Genomic DNA, 18,248 nt, shown 5'->3' with positions numbered 1-18,248 from the left:
AAAATATAAGAGACTGCTATAAAAGCAGTCTCTTTTTTATTGGTTTCAATAGATTTACTTTGGTCTCACCAGCAAAATGACATTTTCATAGTAGATATCGGGCAGGCCTTCATCATAATACTTATTCAGGATGATTTCATTAAAAATAATCTTAATGTGGTATTTCCCTAAATCAGATTCCATATTCATATCCGCTTTTACCGTTTCTCTCTTGTCTTTATATTTTTTTACCAGCTTAATAATTTGTGGACCAAAATCTGTTTCTTCTTTAGAGTTTAATTTTACTTTTAAAGAAGATTTATTGCTCAGTTGATTTACTATTTCAAACTGGTCTCCGTTAAGCAGCTGTGGCTCATTTTTGACAGGAAGGAAAAACAGCATGTACTGATAGCCATCGATTTCTATTGCCTGCTTTTCCGGAATAATGATGGTTGATCGTTCCGAGTAATTCTTGTCCTTTAAGGTTTCACTTACATGGGTGAATTTTTTCTCTATGTCATAGGTTATATTATAAAAGTCTCCACTTTCAATAGTGCTTTTTAATTGAGCCTGGTCGTTATTATTTAAAAATTCAAATAAAACTTCTTGTTGCTTTCTTTTAGCCAGGAATTCAAATTTATCAGCAATTTCACGAGCAATTGTATCGGTAACCTTCTTTTGAAAATCTATTTTACCATTATTAATTAACTGTTGATTGTTCAGAATAGCTAAAAGCTCACTTTTCTGACTTCTTTTTGCAACACTAAAAGCATTAAAATAAGGAAAGATTAGAGCAAAAGTTCCAAATAAAAATAAGCTTACGGGAATAAACTTAATCGTTGTTTTTTTTCTGAAAATAAAATAGGCGACAATGCTCAGCAGCCATAATGCAATCAATAGAACAAAATACCTAGGCTCAGTATATCCGTATTGTAAAATCCTTGTGAAAATAGCAGTGAAAAGCAAAATGATCAAAGGAATAATAGTAAAGTAAAAGGCCTTTGAAAATATTTTCACCCATGATTTTGCATTTTCTTCTTTCAATGGGTGAACCAGTAATAGTGCTAAAATACCAAGGATGCTGTAAGCTAAAACGAGGTAGGAAACCCAGCCTCTTGGAAGCTGCCAGCTGATTATAATTTTAAATGAATAAAAGTAAAGAATAACAACATAAATAAGCAGCAGCGGAATTAATATAAACTGGGTGAAAAACTTGAGCACCACAGGATAATTTCCGTCTTTTTCCAGCGTAATTAAACCTTTATCATTAAATAAAAGGAAGATGAAACAACTTCCAAAAATAGCAAGAACAAAAAATGTATCCGTATAAAGTTTGGAGTTGAAATTAAAATCAAAAAGTTTGTCAACAGCGAGAATTGCCAGTTCCACACCACCCGTCAGTACTCCTGTGAATACTATTGTGAGAAAGAAATTAACAAAGAGATTCTTATTGTACTGCCAGAAGTTAAGTTCTCTGTTTTTTTCAAGGAACGGAATAAAGGAAACCATTAAATGAGTAAGAATAACCGTTATCCAAATGATATAAAAATAGACTTCTGTAAAAAACTTTTTATTTGAAGGCAGAATAAGATAGAATCCTACGAGGAAAACAATTCCGGACAGCTGTAACAATAGTTCTTTTCCAATTCTTTGTGACAGCATTTTCAGAGCAAACATCAGAGAAATTCCCAAGCATGCACAAATTGTAAAGTTGGTATAGGTGAAAATCTGATCATATTCATTTTCAATAATGCGGATAATTCCGATTGAAGCTAATAAGGCCATTAGCAAAACCATCGGGTAACGCAAAATGATTTCATTTGCCCGGCTTAAGGTTTCCAGGAATTTTGTTTTCATGATTTGGTGTTTGTGGTGAAATTACTCTTTTTTCTTCTTTTTCTTTTTGTCTTTTTCCTTGTCTTTTCCTTTTGCTTTTTTCTCTTTTTTAGGGTTTAAAATTTCATCGGCGAACTCAAACTTAGGTTCTTCAATTTTTGCTGGCTTTATTTCAATTTTGAGGTCAAAATATCCTTTCATATCCTCTTGGGATATTAATTTTTCGTTCAGTAAAAGTTCCAGAATCTCTTTGCCGGAATCATTGAAAAAGTGATGGGAAAGCTCTTTTAATAAAAACTTTTTGTATTCTTCTAAAGGAACAAGTACAGTATATTTAAAGATTCGTCCTTCTTTTACTGTTGACAGATAACCTTTTTCAACCAATATTTTCAGATAAGTGGAGACCGTGTTCTGGTGTGGTTTCGGTTCCGGATGCTGCTCCATGACGTCCTTCAGATAGAAAGATTCCATTTTCCAAAACAGCTTCATAAAGTTTTCCTCTGCGGAAGTAAGATGATTTATTTTCATAGAGTATTCTAATGTTGAAATTGAATATTGCAATAAAGATAGATAAAAGATACCATAAAAGCTATTCCGGCGCCCATAAATACTTCTTTTACGGTATGTCTTTTTAAAATAATACGAGTAACTCCCACCAAAATAGCAATCCCCAGCCATGCCAGCCCCATTTTCCAGTCGAGTGTAAAAAATAATGCCGCTACAAATATATTGAAGGCCGTGTGCATCGAACTTTTAATAAAAAGATTACTGACTTGTAAGGCGAAAAGAAGAATCAGAATAAACAACATTACCAGATCAATATATCCGTTTCGTATATAATTGAAGGCAAGGTAAACAATGACACACACCGCTATAAATATATAGAGTGTTTTCCTCTGAACCCGGTTGGATACATCCATATTGGTATATCTTCCTGTTTTTACATTCCATACCAGCCAGATAATTACCGGAATAATGATCATCAATAATATGGGAAGAAAATACAGAAGAGAATCCTGAAGCGAGTATGTCCTGATGCTCATAAATACAAAGAAAATGACCAGAGAGACCAAAGGATTAAAAAAATCAGAAATGACTTTCGATATTTTGTGCAGAAGCGAAGATTGTTGTTCTTCCATATTCAGGTTTAAAAATCAAATATACCATTATAACCTCAAAAAACAAATGAATGCAGACTTTCTTACAACTGACAGAAATGGTGTAAATGATTGATTTTAATATATTTTTATGGAAGAGTTTAATATTTAAATTCTTTCTTGATATAAGAATAACATTTTGAACCGTGTCTATTTTTTTGTGAAAAATAAACTGTTGAAATAACCAAATTGTATGTTAACAATAATTAAAAGTAGAAAAAACAAGATGATAAAACTGGAATCAATTAAGAAAATTTCTTTCTCATATATTAATCAGATAAGCCAGATAAACAGACCGATTCCTTATAGGTCACGGTGAGAAAATAATAGATAGAATGTTACTTTCTGAGGATTTTAAGGGATCGAAAATTAAGAATAATACATTCCACACGCAAATAGATTTTGCAGAAAAAACGAAAAGTTATCTATGTATAGAATAAAAACAAAGTTTTTTTCATAATTTTGCTCAACTATTTCATCATAAAAAAGCAAGAGCTAACACATGAAAGAATTTTCTAAAGAGGTATACCTGAAGTGGTATGAAGATATGACAATGTGGAGAAGGTTTGAAGACAAATGCCGTTCTCTTTACCTAAAACAAAAGATCAGAGGATTTTTACATTTGTATAACGGTCAGGAAGCAATCCCTGCTGGTTTCACACATGCAATGGATCTTTCAAAAGACAGTATGATTACTGCTTACAGATGTCACATCCATCCAATGGCGATGGGAGTGGATCCTAAAAGAATCATGGCTGAACTTTGTGGTAAAGCTACCGGAACATCCGGAGGTATGGGTGGATCTATGCACATTTTCAGTAAAGAACACCGTTTTTACGGAGGACACGGTATCGTTGGAGGACAGATTCCTTTGGGAGCAGGTATTGCTTTTGCGGATAAATATTTCGACAGAAAGGCTGTAAACATCTGCTTCTTCGGAGATGGTGCTGCAAGACAAGGGTCTTTACATGAAACATTCAACATGGCGATGAACTGGAAACTTCCTGTAGTATTTGTTGTAGAAAACAATCAATATGCAATGGGAACTTCTGTAAAAAGAACTGCCAACCACGAAGATATCTATAAACTAGGATTAGGATATGAAATGCCTTGCCTTGCCGTAGATGCAATGGACCCTGTGAAAGTAGCTGAAGCTGCTTATGAAGCAATTGAAAGAGCAAGAAGAGGAGACGGGCCTACATTCATTGAAGCAAGAACTTACCGTTACAGAGGACACTCTATGTCTGATGCTGAGCCATACAGATCTAAAGAAGAAGTAGCCATTCACAAAAATGATGATCCAATCGAATTGGTAAAACACAGAATTTTAGAGAACGGATGGGCTACAGAAGCGGAATTGGAAGCTATGGATAACAAATCAAGAGACTTCGTTGAAGAATGTATCGAATTTATGGAAAATTCTCCATATCCGGATGCAGAGAAGATCTATGAATATGTGTATGCTCAGGAAGATTATCCATTCCTTGATAAATTAGAAAACTAAAAGATAATGAGTTAATTTGACAATTTGAAAATTTGAGAATGAGGTGATATTCCATCCTTTTTTAATTTTCAGATTTTCAAATTGCTAAATTTTCAAATTAAAATAAATTATGGCAGAAGTAATTACGATGCCCCGCCTATCCGACACTATGACGGAAGGTAAAGTGGCAAAATGGCATAAAAAAGTAGGAGATAAAGTAAAAGAAGGAGATATTTTAGCTGAAATTGAAACTGACAAAGCAGTTCAGGATTTCGAATCTGAAGTAGAAGGTACTCTTTTATACGTAGGTGTAGAAGAAGGTGCGGCTGCTGTTGTAGATTCTGTTTTAGCAATTATCGGTAATGAAGGAGAAGATATTTCAGGCCTGACAGGTGGTGCAGCTGCTCCTAGTGCAGGTTCTGAAGAAAAGAAATCAGAAGAACAGCCTAAAGCAGAAGCTCCGGCAGCTGCTGAAACTACTGCTGAAGTTCCGGCAGGAGTAGAAGTTATTACAATGCCAAGACTTTCTGATACAATGACAGAAGGTAAAGTAGCTAAATGGCATAAAAATGTAGGAGATACAGTAAAAGAAGGAGATCTTCTTGCTGAGATTGAAACAGATAAAGCGGTACAGGATTTTGAATCTGAATTCAATGGAGTATTATTGAAGCAGGGTGTAGAAGAAGGTGGTGCTGCTCCGGTTGATTCCGTATTGGCAATCATTGGCCCTGCAGGAACAGATGTATCAGCAGTAGGTACTCCGAAAGCTGCGGCTCAGTCAACAGAAAAACCTGCTGAACAGAAGGCAGAAGCTAAAACAGAAGAAAAAGCTGCTCCGGCTGCCAGTTCTTCATCTTCTGACAGAGTAGCAATCTCTCCACTGGCTAAGAAAATGGCACAGGATAAAGGAGTTGATATCAACAGTGTTCAGGGTTCAGGTGAAAACGGAAGAATCGTTAAAAAAGATATTGAAAATTATCAGCCGGCTGCGAAATCAGCTGCTTCAGCTCCTGCAGCAAGTGCTGCACCGGTTGCAGTAAGCTTCGTACAGGGTGAAGATACAGAGACTCCAAACTCTCAGGTAAGAAATATTATCGCAAAACGTCTTTCTGAAAGTAAATTCTCCGCACCTCACTATTATCTGATGGTGGAAATCAATATGGATAAAGCGATCGAGGCAAGAAAGGAAATCAATTCCTTACCTGATACCAAGATCTCTTTCAATGATATGATCATCAAGGCTACTGCAATTGCTTTAAGAAAACACCCTCAGGTAAATTCAAGCTGGGCAGGAGATAAGATCATTCACAGAGGAAATATCAATATTGGTGTAGCAGTAGCTATTCCTGACGGATTGGTAGTTCCTGTATTGAAAAATACTGATCAGATGACCTACACTCAGATTTCTGCATCCGTAAAAGATATGGCTTCAAGAGCGAAAAATAAAGGCCTTAAAGCAAATGAAATGGAAGGATCTACATTCTCTATTTCTAACTTAGGAATGTTCGGAATCGAAACATTTACAAGTATCATTAACCAGCCGAACTCTGCGATCCTTTCAGTAGGAGCGATTATCGAGAAACCAATCGTTAAGGATGGTCAGATCGTAGTAGGAAACACAATGAAGCTTTCATTGGCATGTGACCACAGAGTAGTAGATGGTGCTACAGGTGCTCAATTCTTACAAACATTAAGAACTTACTTAGAAAGCCCATTAACATTGTTAGTGTAATTTCGAAAGTTTTAAAATACTAGAAACGCTTCTCTTTTTTGAGGAGCGTTTTTTATTTCTGGTTTTTAAATGCAGCAACAGCAAAGTAAACTTCAGTTTTTGCAGCTAAAATAAAAGTCTGAGAATTGGTAGACAAAACAAATTGACCGTTTACAATTCACCTTAAATTTGTCTCATATTTCAAATCAATTTACTATTTTTGAATCATGATTAGAGCAAGAAATATCCATAAATCTTATGGGAATTTAGAAGTACTGAAAGGAGTTGATATTCACATCAAAATGGGGGAAGTGGTTTCTATTGTTGGAGAATCGGGAGCTGGTAAATCTACATTGCTTCAGATTCTGGGAACTTTAGATCATCCTACCCAATCCGGTAAATATGATACGGAAATTGAAATAGCGGGAGAATCATTTATTAATATGAATGATAAACAGTTATCTAAATTCAGAAACCAGAATATCGGTTTTGTATTTCAGTTTCACCAGCTTCTTCCTGAGTTTACAGCATTGGAAAATGTATTGCTTCCTACGAGAATTGCCGGAGCTAATGAAAGAGAAGCTATGGAAAAAGCTTACGCCTTATTCGAAGATTTAAAAATAGAGCAAAGGCTGAATCATAAGCCCAATCAGCTTTCAGGTGGAGAGGCTCAAAGGGTTGCAGTAGCAAGAGCTTTAATCAATTCACCAAAAATTATTTTTGCTGATGAGCCAACGGGAAACCTGGATTCTAAAAATGCGGACGATCTTCACAGATTATTTTTCGATCTGAGAGATAAATACAACCAAACCTTTGTAATTGTAACCCACAACCCGAATCTTGCTGAAATTACAGACCGTAAGCTCGTTATGAAAGATGGAATGATCATAGAATAGCTGCCCACAAATAATAATGAAATACCTTATTCTCTTTGTTTTTATATTAACTTCCTGTTCAAAAGCTGAATCTCAGCAGTTGAGTATCCAAAATGTGCCTAAAGCGAAGATTTCAGAAATCAAAAATTATATTAAAGGGAAAAACTATAATCAGGATAGGGCTGTTTTTATTAATTTTAAAATACCTTCCGGGAAGTTTCGTTACTTCGTATATGACTTGAAAAATGATAAAGTACTACAACATGCCGTTGTTTCTCATGGTTCCGGTTCTGTTATACCCCGGTCTGATGCTTTACAGTTCAGTAATATTGAAGGATCTTATCAGTCTTCTTTAGGGAAATATGAAATAAGAGAAAGCTATATAGGAAAATTTGGGAAAGCATATCGTTTAAAAGGTTTGGATGCTACTAACAGTAATGCTATGGAGAGGGCTATTGTTCTTCATTCTTACGGATGTATTCCGGATAGAGAATCTCAGTCTCCGGCATGTCTAAGCTTAGGCTGCCCGATGCTTTCTGTAAATGCTTTTAATCAGACAGCGAAATATATAGATGAGTCGAAGAAGCCGATGATTTTATATGCATTTTATTAATTTTACTATCATAATCTATTTCAATGTCCATAAAATATCTTGCCGAGGATGACAGACCGAGAGAAAAGTTTTTGCAGAAAGGCAAAGGCTCACTTTCCGATTCGGAACTGCTGGCAATTATTATGGGAAGCGGAAATAAGGAAGAAAGTGCCGTTGAATTAGCAAGAAAAATTTTAAACTCTGTCAACAACAGTTGGCATCAGCTGAGCCTTCTTTCCGTGAAGGATCTAATGAAATTTAAAGGAATTGGTGAAGTAAAAGCTATTTCTATTACTTCTGCTTTAGAAATAGGAAGGAGAAGAGCAGTGCAGGAAATTCCTGAGAAATCTGTGATCGGGAATAGTAATGATGCCTATCAGATCCTTAAAAACCAATTGTCAGATTTGAGAACTGAGGAGTTCTGGGCTATTTTTATGAATAACAGCAACAAAGTAATCCATGTTTCACAACTCACTCAGGGAGGCATAAGTCAGTCCATTGTGGATGTGAGAATTCTTTTCAAAACGGCTCTGGATCATTTTTCAACAGGTATTATCATTGCCCATAATCACCCTTCCGGAAGTTTGAAACCAAGTAGGGAAGACATCAATATCACACAAAAAATAAAAGAAGCGGGACAAACACTAAGCATCCAGCTTTTAGACCATATTATTATTACACAGAATTCTTATTTTAGTTTTTCTGATGAAGGATTGTTATGATTAGAAGATTGAAATACCATGAAATTGACTTTGTGAAATATGCTCAGTGTTTGGAAAATTCTGAACAGAGAAAATATTCTGCTACAAAAGATTTTTTAGACACCACTTCTACAATGCCTTGGGAAGTTTTGGTATATAAAGATTATGAAGCTGTAATGCCCGTACCTTTTGTGAGAAAATATGGGATGAAAATTGTACACAACCCAAAGCTTTGTCAGCAACTGGGGGTTTTTTCTGCAAAAGATGAGATTGATCTTAACGAGGCATTTTTAGATTATCTGGAAAACAATTATATGATCAGGGCCTATCCGTTCAATGATGTCAATCAGCTTCGTACAAAAATAAGAATCAAAAAGAATTTTTTATTATATCCCGATTCTTATGATAATGTGTATGCCAAATATTCCCCGAAAAGGAAAAGAAAACTCAGATTGAATGAAGACATTCTAAAAGAATCAGAGATCAGGACAATTTCCTATGATAAAGCGAAGACCTTTATAGAAGACAATACCATAGGATTGAGCAAAGACAGTGATCTTCCTGATTTTATGAGAATCTTTGAAAAATTTTATCAGATGAAGTATCTGAAGTTTACGGCATTTTATTATCAGCAGACAATCGTTAACGTTATTGCGACATATTCCGATGGCAATATGGTAGCACTTTTAGGTAATTTTAATCATAAAGAGTATGTGAAGTTATCCGGGGCTTCAGTATTGATTGATCATGAGATCAAAGAAACCATTCAAACCCATATTTTTGATTTTGAAGGTGGTGAACTTCCAAATATTGAAGAATTTTTCAGAGGATTCCGCCCGGAACTGAGACCATACGGAATTATTGAGAATTCAAAAAAGAATCTTTTTAAAAAGCTTGGTTATCTCATTCTGAGAGGAAAATCTTTTTTATGATGAAAAGCATTGTTTAGATCGGTTCTAATTAATGAATATTCCGTAACTTTATACAATACTTATTAAAACAGTTATGTTACAACAGATTCGTAGTTATAAATTATCTTACATGCTCTATAATTTCTTTAAAAAGAGTAAGCTGAAGCATAATATTCCATTGTATAAAAAATACGGACTGAAAAAGAGCTATTTCTCCAGTATTTCAAGCAAAGACTTTGCTCATCTTCCTGCGAGCCTAAGAACGTTAGATCATAACAAACTTACGGAAACTCCTTTTTTCAAAAAGCTATCTGAAGAAAATAAAGAAAGTGCGCTTCAGTATGATGATAACGGGTATATGATTCTGAGAAATTATCTCACTCCCGAAACGGCGGATCAAATCAATACAGAAATTGATAAACTGATGAAAGACGGTACGTTAAAGTTTATTTATGGAGGAAAATTGATGTTTGCCATCCATCATTCGGAAGTTATCAGAAATATAGGGAGTGATAAAGAGCTTTTGGACTTTTTATCTGTTTTATTAGACGGAAAATCCAAACTTTTCCAAAGTATCAACTTCATTAACGGAAGCCAGCAGAAAACCCATTCAGACAGTATTCATATGACAACTTATCCTTTAGGCGGATTATTAGGGGTCTGGATTGCTTTGGAAGATGTGGATGAAACAAATGGTGCCCTTCATTACATTCCTAAAAGCCATAAACTGCCTTATTTCCTGAATTCTGATTATGATAACGAAGGAACAGCTTTGAAAATAGGGAAGAAAAGTTACAGAGCTTATGAAGCTTTCCTTGAAGATAAAGTAAAAGAGCTGGGGCTGAAAAAAGAGGTCTTTAAAGCAAAAAAAGGAGATTTGTTGATCTGGCATGCCAATATTCTTCATGGTGGTGAACCTCATACCGATAAAAACAAAACCAGAAAAAGTCTTGTCTATCATTTCTTTGACGAAAACAGCGTATGTTATCATGAAGTGACCCAAAGGCCGGCTCTGTTTGAACTTTAATGTAAATTTATCCTATACAATAAAAGCTTTTATAAGAATATATTTTTAAAAAGATAGTTTTTCTACATTTGTATTCTTATAATCTCAATATATGAAAAAAAGGGAAAATATTCTTGTTTTTATATTTTCAATCTATGTATGCTTGATGTCATACTACCTGTATACCCACCAGTATTACAACACTGATATGGAAGCTTATATGGGATTGATCTATAAAACAGAATATCCCGAGATGAAAATTGAAGAAATTCATCAGAAAGTATATGATGAATTGAAGCAGAAAAATCCGGATTTCGCGGGATTAGGACCCATAGATCCTATGGTGGAAGAGGTTGCGGAGGGGGAAAGTACCTACTATAAAATCTTGTCAGAAAATCCAAAAGCTTATGAAGAAGAACTGCAGCTTTTTGTAGTAAAGCCATTTTATAACTTTATCAACTGGTCTTTTTTCAAACTTGGCTTTAGTGCTTCCGCATCCACCTTTTTAATTTCTATCATTTCTTATGCACTGATTATTATTCTGATTTTCAGTTTTCTGATCAGAATCTTAAAAAAATATAGTCTTGCATTCATTATAACAGTTTTAATTTCGCTGTTCAAGCCTCTTTTAGAATCTAGCAGACATGCTTCTGCGGACTCCTTGTCTTGTTTATTGCTGCTTTTAAGCTTTTATACCTTTATTATCAGAAGGAACCTCTTTATCTCAGGAATATTGGGCATGTTGTGTATACTCACAAGGCCGGAGTATTTTATTCTATATTCGTTCCTGTTTGCTTACATTTATCTGTATAGAAATAAGCTTCATGTTAAAACAACTCCATTATTTTTATCATACGGATATCTGTTTCTTTCATTCTTTTTAATTCAGGCTTTTAATCAGGTGGCATGGTCTACATTGTTTATGAACCAGTTTACTAAAGTTCAGATCTATCCCGTCTCCAATCCTGATCCGTTTCATTTTTCAGACTATTTGCAGTTTGTTAAAAGTAATATAATGCTGGAGTTTAACTCTTCCTATTTCCCAATCCTATTGCTTTTTCTGGTCATTCTTCTGGCCAATAACTTTTCCATCAGAAGCAAAAAAAATCAGGCTCAGGTTTTATTTTTTGCAATTATTTATGGTACGGTTTTCTTAAGATTTCTGGTTTTTCCGTCTTTGGTGAACAGGATGATGCTGGGCTTTTATTTGCTCATTATACTGGCAATGGTTTACATTCAGAATTCTAAAGCGGATATCTTTAAAAACACTTTAGAAGCCGGAAAATAATTAGTAATTTTGCAGTCTAAAATTATGACGAGTCTTTCAGGATATTTACCCTATGCATTTGCAGCAATTATTGCAATCCCATTTCTGGTTTTGCTTAGACAATTTGTACACTCGTACATTACCCTTAAGAACCAGGAGATCAAACTGCTTACCATGAAATCAAATTCAGAGAACAAAGCTCATTCCTATGAAAGAATGACGTTGTTTCTTGATAGGATGAAACCTTCAAATCTTATCCAAAGGTTTGATAGAGGATTAGCCGTTCATGAGTTTATTTTCCTTACAGAAAAGGCGATCAACGAAGAATTTGAATACAACTCTTCACAACAGCTGTATATCACAAAAAATTCTTGGAAGAATATCGTAGATTCTAAAAATGCGATCATAGAGCTGCTTCACAAGACCTATGACGGATTAAAAGGAGATGTTGAGCTGGATGAATTCAAAACGATTTTCATCATGAACTATATGGAAAGCAACGATTATATCGCTGAAACAATAGAAGATTTAAGAAAAGAAATTTTAATAATAACTTAAAAAATAACAGATAAATAATGATTCCAAATTTTAAAGCACATCCATGGCACGGAATTTCTGCGGGAGAAGATGCGCCAAATGTTGTAAACGTATTTGTGGAAATTGTTCCTTCAGATACTATTAAATATGAAGTAGATAAAGAAACAGGATATTTAAAGGTAGACAGACCGCAGAAGTTCTCTAACATTATTCCTGCATTATATGGTTTTGTTCCAAGAACATATTGTCATAATGAAGTGATGAGACTTGCAATAGAAGCAGGTGCTGATGATGTAACTATGGGAGATCATGATCCGCTTGATATCTGTGTTTTAAGTTCTCACAACATTCACGCAGGAGGATTATTAATGGAAGCTATTCCAATCGGAGGTTTTAAAATGATCGATGGAGGAGAAGCAGATGATAAAATTGTTGCTGTAATGATCAATGACCATGCTTTCGGACATTTCAGAGATATTTCTGAATTACCTGAAGCAGAAGTAAAAAGATTAATGCACTACTTCTTAACGTATAAAAACCTACCGGATGAGCCTGCAAAATGCAGAATTCATGAGGTATACGGAGCTGAGCATGCAAGAAAAGTAATCAAAGCATCTCAGGTGGATTACTCAGAAAAATTCGGGGGATAAGACTCTTCTGATGATATAAAATAGAAAGGATAAACGGGAAACTGTTTATCCTTTTTTGTTGACGAAAATACATACTTGCTTATTTTTTCAACTTTTCAACCACTCCAAATCACATTGAAATCCCTGATTATATCTGGTATTTCTTCCATAGTAAGCATAAGACTATCAAATTTTTTAATGCTTTAGTAGGAATTATTTATTATATTTAATTTTCTATTACCAAAAAAATATTAAACTATGGATCTATTTGTGTTAGTGCCAATTTTTGGTGTCGTAGCTTTGCTTTACACATTTCTTCAGAGTAACTGGGTAAGTAAGCAGAATGCCGGAAATGAAAAAATGAAAACAATCAGCGGCCATATTGCTGACGGAGCAATGGCTTTCTTAAAAGCTGAGTACAAAATTTTAACTTATTTCGTGGTGGTGGTAGCTATTCTACTGGCTGTGATGGGATCAAGCAATGCCAATTCCCATTGGAGTATCGGAGTAGCCTTCGCTGTAGGAGCCATCTTCTCCGCATCTGCAGGTTTTATCGGTATGAAAATCGCTACAAAAGCGAATGTAAGAACCGCAGAAGCTGCAAGAACATCACTTTCAAAAGCTCTTAAAGTCTCTTTTACAGGGGGTTCCGTTATGGGAATGGGGGTAGCAGGGCTGGCTGTTTTAGGATTGGGAGCCTTATTTCTGATTATTAAACAGATCTTTGCACCGGATGCCACTGTGGATTCCCATGAAATGGAAAGAACCATTGAAATTCTTACCGGGTTCTCTTTAGGAGCAGAATCTATTGCCCTTTTTGCCAGAGTAGGCGGCGGTATTTATACCAAAGCTGCAGACGTAGGTGCTGACCTCGTAGGAAAAGTAGAAGCAGGAATTCCTGAAGATGATCCCCGAAACCCTGCAACCATTGCAGATAACGTAGGTGATAACGTAGGTGATGTAGCAGGAATGGGGGCCGATCTTTTCGGATCCTATGTAGCAACGGTTTTAGCAACAATGGTACTGGGAAGAGAGACCTTTTCTGATGATTCTTTCGGTGGATTTGCCCCGATTCTTCTGCCTATGCTGATTGCAGGAACAGGAATCATCTTCTCAATGATCGGAACTTTATTTGTAAAGATCAATGACAATGAAGGCTCATCTACTTCCAGTGTGCAGAATGCATTAAATTTAGGAAACTGGGGCAGTATTGTGATTACGGCAATTGCATCATATTTCCTGGTTACTTATCTTCTTCCTGAAAAAATGGTACTGAGAGGACATGAATTTACGAAAATGGGAGTTTTTGGAGCCATTATGGTGGGATTGGTAGTAGGAACTTTAATGAGTATTATTACAGAATATTATACAGCAATGGGTAAAAGACCTGTTTCCAGCATTGTGAGACAGTCGTCTACAGGCCATGCAACAAATATTATTGGCGGTCTTTCCGTTGGTATGGAATCTACTTTACTTCCGATTATCGTACTGGCCGGAGGAATCTATGGTTCCTATTTATGTGCCGGGCTTTACGGGGTGGCTATTGCAGCAGCGGGAATGATGGCAACTACTGCTATGCAGCTGGCGATTGATGCCTTCGGGCCAATTGCTGATAATGCCGGCGGTATTGCTGAAATGAGTGAACTTCCCAAAGAAGTACGTGAAAAAACGGATATCCTGGATGCCGTTGGAAATACAACCGCTGCTACAGGAAAAGGATTTGCAATTGCTTCAGCAGCTTTAACAGCATTGGCTTTGTTTGCTGCTTTCGTGGGAATTGCAGGGATTGATGGTATTGATATTTACAGGGCGGATGTATTAGCTGGATTATTTGTCGGAGGAATGATTCCGTTTATTTTCTCATCCCTAGCAATTACAGCGGTTGGACAGGCTGCAATGGCTATGGTGGAGGAAGTAAGAAGACAGTTCCGGGAAATCCCGGGAATCCTGGAAGGAAAAGCACAACCGGAATATGAAAAATGCGTTGCCATTTCTACAGATGCTTCCATCAGAAAAATGATGTTGCCGGGAGCTATTGCTATTATTTCTCCATTACTGATTGGATTTATTTTCGGACCCGAAGTATTGGGAGGATTCCTTGCCGGAGCTACCGTATGCGGTGTTTTGATGGGAATGTTCCAGAATAATGCCGGAGGAGCATGGGATAATGCTAAAAAATCATTTGAAAAAGGAGTAGATATCAACGGACAAACTTATTATAAAGGTTCAGAACCGCATAAAGCATCCGTAACCGGAGATACGGTGGGAGATCCGTTTAAAGATACTTCAGGGCCTTCAATGAACATTCTGATCAAATTGATGTCAATTGTGTCTCTGGTTATTGCACCTACATTGGCAGTTCTACATAAAGATAAGATTGAGGCTAATAGGAAAGCAAAAATTGAAAGTCTTACCGGTATAACCAATGCCGGAACCCAGACAGTACATGCGGATCTTAAAACAGTTTCACCTTCTTCAGACGAAATCAAAGGACATTTGAATGAAAGCGGAGACTTTGTGTATGAGACAGGAAACATTCAGAAAATAAAACTGGACGGAGGAAAAACAATTGCTTTAGGAGATGGGAGCCAGCTTTATCAGCTTTATAATGGTGTAAAACAAAAAGACCAGTCTGTATTAGATCCGAATAAATGGTATACCATTGAAAATCTTTATTTTGAAACAGGATCAAGTGATCTGAAAGCAGGATATGAACTTCAGCTCAATAATCTTGCAGAGATCTTAAATGCATATCCGAATCTGAAAATAAAATTAGGCGGATATACCGATAACAGTGGTAATGAAGACAGCAATCAGAAATTATCCAATTTAAGAGCTCAGACTGCAAAACTGAAGCTGCTTGAATTAGGAATTTCTGCAGACAGGGTAGAAGCAGAAGGATACGGATCTCAGCATCCGGTTTGTGAAGCGAACGATACAGATGAATGTAAAGCCCAAAACAGAAGAATTGATGTGAGAGTTCTTGCTCTTTAAAATCAATACAATTATAAATCAAAAGCATCGCAATAGCGGTGCTTTTTTGTTGTATCACTTACAAATTCATGGAAATAATAAATTTAAATGCCCGGAAAATGCCGCAGATTTATGCCATTATTTTTTATAATACTTTATCATTTTAAACAATGATTAAAGAGATTTTTTCAAATGTTCTAAAGCCTGAACAATCAATTCATCTTTCTTGGCAAAACTAAATCTGATATAATCCGAATCATATCTTGAATTATAAAATGCAGACAGAGGAAGACAAGCCACCTTTTTATCAATAGTAAGCCATTTTGAAAACTCTACATCCGTCATCGTTTTGGAAATATTCCTGAAATTAACTACCTGAAATACACTTCCTTCTGCCTTTTGCTCAACCTGTAAGGGAGTTTCTTTGATCAGTTCATTAAAAATATCCCTTTTTCTCTGCATTATGTTTTTGTTAATAACAGGATCGAAAACTTCCAGATACTTTGCTATAGCATATTGCGCAGGAGCATTCGCACTGTAAGAAATATATTGCTGATGGAACTGGAATTTTGTTGTTAAATCTTTGGATGTAAGCATATAGCTGACTTTCCATCCCGAAGTATGAAACATTTTACCGAAAGAAAAAATGCTGAATGTTCTGTTTTTAAGTTCCGGATGAAGCAATGCACTGTAGTGTTCCGCTTCATCATAACAGTAAGTATCATAAATTTCTTCTGAAATAACATATATTTCACGGTTTTTGATAAGATCATACAATTGATTCCAATCTTTCTGTTTCCATATTTTTCCCGTCGGATTTTGCGGAGAATTGATAATGATAGCTTTCGTTTTTTCTGAAATACAATTGTTGAAATGATCCCAGTTAATAGTAAAATTATTTTCAAGATCATAATAAACAGGAATTCCGCCGTTCATCACTACGGAAGGTCCATACGTATAGTAAGATGGTTGAATAATAATAACTTCATCATTCTGGTTTAAAATAGATTTTAGCGCTGTATATAAAGCAAAAGTTGCACAAGGAACAATAGTGATTTCATTGCTTGTAAGAGAAATCATGTTTTTCCTTTTTGCATTAAAGCGGATAATGCTTTCGATCAATAAAGGGCTGCCGGCAAGAGGTTCATAATGATAAGTATCAAGGTCTGCGGCTTCTTTTAAAAAAGTTTTCAGCCGTTCATCAATATCAAAATCAGGCAGGCCGAGAGAAAGGTCAAAACTTCCGTGTTGGGCGGCAAGCTCAGACATTTCCGTAAAAAAGGAATAATGAGTAAATCCGTAAATTTTATCCATCTATTTTGTATTTTCCTCAAATATAACAAAAAAAATACGCGATATCGATTTGAATTTTAAGAATGTCCTGTTTATAGCTTAAAGTTTTATTTCTTTTGTAATTAAGATTCTTTCCATTCGGATTCAATAAAAATTGTTATTTTTAAGAAATTTATTCTACATGAAAAAACTACTTATACCGTTATTTTCCATGGCTGTACTGGTGAGCTGTGGTACGGCAAAAATGTCTGATGGAACTTCAAATTCTGTTTCCACAAAACAGAACAAAGCATTTTCTAATGCTTATAAGGTAATTAGCGCTGAACATTTAAAGAAAAACTTATATGTTATCGCTTCTGATGAAATGGAAGGAAGAGATACAGGAAGCAAAGGACAGAAAAAAGCGGGAGAGTATATCGTGAATTATTATAAAAGCTTAGGGATTTCTTTTCCTAAACCCCTGGGATCATATTATCAGAAGGTTCCATCTGAATTTATGAAGAAAAGAGGAGGAGGAAATCTTCCGGATTCTGAAAATATTATGGCTTTTATTGAAGGAAGTGAAAAACCTGACGAAATTGTTGTTGTTTCAGCACATTATGATCATGTAGGAATCAAAAACGGAGTTGTTTATAATGGAGCAGACGATGACGGAAGTGGAACGGTTGCTGTGATGGAAATGGCAAAAGCTTTTCAGGAAGCAAAAAAAGCAGGAAAAGGACCTAAAAGATCAATCCTCTTTCTGCATGTTACCGGTGAAGAACACGGATTGTTTGGTTCCGAATATTATTCGGAAAATCCTGTTTTTCCTTTAGCAAATACAGTTGTAGACCTTAATATCGATATGATTGGGCGTGATGATCCTGCCAACAGAGGAAAGCAATATGTGTATGTGATAGGTTCCGAAATGTTAAGTTCAGAGCTTAAAGTAATCAACGAAGCAGCGAATAAAAGAACCAATAATCTGGAATTGAATTACAAATATGATGATTTAAATGATCCTGAACAATTGTATTATCGTTCAGACCATTATAATTTTGCAAAACATAATATTCCGGTAGCCTTTTTCTTTGACGGAATTCACGAAGATTATCATAAGCCTACGGATGATCCCGATAAAATTGATTATCCTTTGCTAGAAAAAAGAACTCAGCTTGTTTTTACAACAGCATGGGATATTGCGAACAGAGCAGAAAGAATTGTTGTTGACAAAAAATAATAGGAAAAATAATCCTTGTCAAGGTTTTAAACCTTGACAAGGATGAAGAACTGATAAGGTTTAAGAAAATTTCAGAATG

16 protein-coding genes are annotated in these 18,248 nt (G+C 35.6%); 12 read left to right on the top strand and 4 right to left on the bottom strand.

The window, feature by feature from the left end; translation table 11 throughout:
* Window positions 1-54: 54 nt before the first annotated feature.
* The 3 genes from F3J23_RS11345 to F3J23_RS11335 are packed head-to-tail and all read right to left on the bottom strand — an operon-like array spanning window position 55 to window position 2,954.
* Window positions 55-1,836: a DUF4153 domain-containing protein gene (locus F3J23_RS11345; RefSeq protein ID WP_167028574.1), complete on the bottom strand. Its 1,782-nt coding sequence runs from the start codon at window positions 1,834-1,836 to the stop codon at window positions 55-57.
* A gap of 21 nt (window positions 1,837-1,857) precedes the next feature.
* Entirely contained in the window at window positions 1,858-2,343 is a 486-nt protein-coding gene (locus F3J23_RS11340) for a BlaI/MecI/CopY family transcriptional regulator (protein ID WP_167028571.1), read from the bottom strand.
* A gap of 8 nt (window positions 2,344-2,351) precedes the next feature.
* A complete protein-coding gene (locus F3J23_RS11335; RefSeq protein ID WP_167028568.1) occupies window positions 2,352-2,954 on the bottom strand; it encodes a phosphatase PAP2 family protein in 603 nt (200 codons plus the stop codon).
* 520 nt (window positions 2,955-3,474) lie between these two features.
* On the opposite strand from F3J23_RS11335, the gene pdhA reads away from it, so the two are divergent.
* From pdhA to F3J23_RS11280, 11 genes are all read left to right on the top strand, one after another.
* Window positions 3,475-4,476, top strand: coding sequence for a pyruvate dehydrogenase (acetyl-transferring) E1 component subunit alpha (pdhA, locus tag F3J23_RS11330; protein ID WP_167028565.1), 1,002 nt, complete (start codon window positions 3,475-3,477; stop codon window positions 4,474-4,476).
* A 109-nt stretch (window positions 4,477-4,585) separates the two neighbouring features.
* Window positions 4,586-6,187: a pyruvate dehydrogenase complex dihydrolipoamide acetyltransferase gene (locus F3J23_RS11325; RefSeq protein WP_167028562.1), complete on the top strand. Its 1,602-nt coding sequence runs from the start codon at window positions 4,586-4,588 to the stop codon at window positions 6,185-6,187.
* 206 nt (window positions 6,188-6,393) lie between these two features.
* Entirely contained in the window at window positions 6,394-7,062 is a 669-nt protein-coding gene (locus tag F3J23_RS11320) for an ABC transporter ATP-binding protein (protein WP_167028560.1), read from the top strand.
* Between the two features lie 16 nt (window positions 7,063-7,078).
* Entirely contained in the window at window positions 7,079-7,654 is a 576-nt protein-coding gene (locus F3J23_RS11315; protein WP_167028557.1) for a murein L,D-transpeptidase catalytic domain-containing protein, read from the top strand.
* 23 nt (window positions 7,655-7,677) lie between these two features.
* A complete protein-coding gene (gene radC / locus F3J23_RS11310; protein WP_167028554.1) occupies window positions 7,678-8,355 on the top strand; it encodes a RadC family protein in 678 nt (225 codons plus the stop codon).
* Window positions 8,352-9,266, top strand: a complete 915-nt coding sequence (locus tag F3J23_RS11305) for a hypothetical protein (RefSeq protein ID WP_167028551.1) — start codon at window positions 8,352-8,354, stop codon at window positions 9,264-9,266. The genes radC and F3J23_RS11305 overlap by 4 nt, the downstream gene beginning before the upstream one ends.
* 73 nt (window positions 9,267-9,339) lie before the next feature.
* The gene (locus tag F3J23_RS11300; RefSeq protein WP_167028548.1) at window positions 9,340-10,272 is read left to right on the top strand and encodes a phytanoyl-CoA dioxygenase family protein; all 933 of its coding nucleotides are present in this window, start codon (window positions 9,340-9,342) and stop codon (window positions 10,270-10,272) included.
* Window positions 10,273-10,363: 91 nt separating this feature from the next.
* Window positions 10,364-11,539 carry a hypothetical protein gene (locus F3J23_RS11295; RefSeq protein ID WP_167028545.1) on the top strand — a complete coding sequence of 392 codons (1,176 nt, stop codon included), beginning with the start codon at window positions 10,364-10,366 and terminating at the stop codon, window positions 11,537-11,539.
* A 24-nt stretch (window positions 11,540-11,563) separates the two neighbouring features.
* Complete coding sequence (locus tag F3J23_RS11290) at window positions 11,564-12,076, top strand: hypothetical protein (protein ID WP_167028542.1); 513 nt, start codon at window positions 11,564-11,566, stop codon at window positions 12,074-12,076.
* A 17-nt stretch (window positions 12,077-12,093) separates the two neighbouring features.
* Window positions 12,094-12,705, top strand: coding sequence for an inorganic pyrophosphatase (locus F3J23_RS11285; protein ID WP_167028539.1), 612 nt, complete (start codon window positions 12,094-12,096; stop codon window positions 12,703-12,705).
* Between the two features lie 237 nt (window positions 12,706-12,942).
* Window positions 12,943-15,678 (top strand): sodium-translocating pyrophosphatase, encoded by a 2,736-nt coding sequence (locus F3J23_RS11280; protein WP_167028536.1) that lies wholly within the window; start codon window positions 12,943-12,945, stop codon window positions 15,676-15,678.
* A gap of 153 nt (window positions 15,679-15,831) precedes the next feature.
* Here F3J23_RS11280 and F3J23_RS11275 read toward each other — a convergent pair whose 3' ends face one another.
* Window positions 15,832-16,971 carry an aminotransferase class I/II-fold pyridoxal phosphate-dependent enzyme gene (locus tag F3J23_RS11275; protein ID WP_167028533.1) on the bottom strand — a complete coding sequence of 380 codons (1,140 nt, stop codon included), beginning with the start codon at window positions 16,969-16,971 and terminating at the stop codon, window positions 15,832-15,834.
* A gap of 160 nt (window positions 16,972-17,131) precedes the next feature.
* On the opposite strand from F3J23_RS11275, the gene F3J23_RS11270 reads away from it, so the two are divergent.
* Window positions 17,132-18,169, top strand: a complete 1,038-nt coding sequence (locus F3J23_RS11270) for a M28 family metallopeptidase (protein ID WP_167028530.1) — start codon at window positions 17,132-17,134, stop codon at window positions 18,167-18,169.
* Window positions 18,170-18,248 lie beyond the last annotated feature (79 nt).

The sequence above is a fragment of the Chryseobacterium sp. Tr-659 genome, from assembly GCF_011752975.1.
Taxonomy (GTDB): domain Bacteria; phylum Bacteroidota; class Bacteroidia; order Flavobacteriales; family Weeksellaceae; genus Chryseobacterium.
Note: the sequence above shows the minus strand (reverse complement) of the source record. Positions and strands in the feature narration are given on the sequence as shown.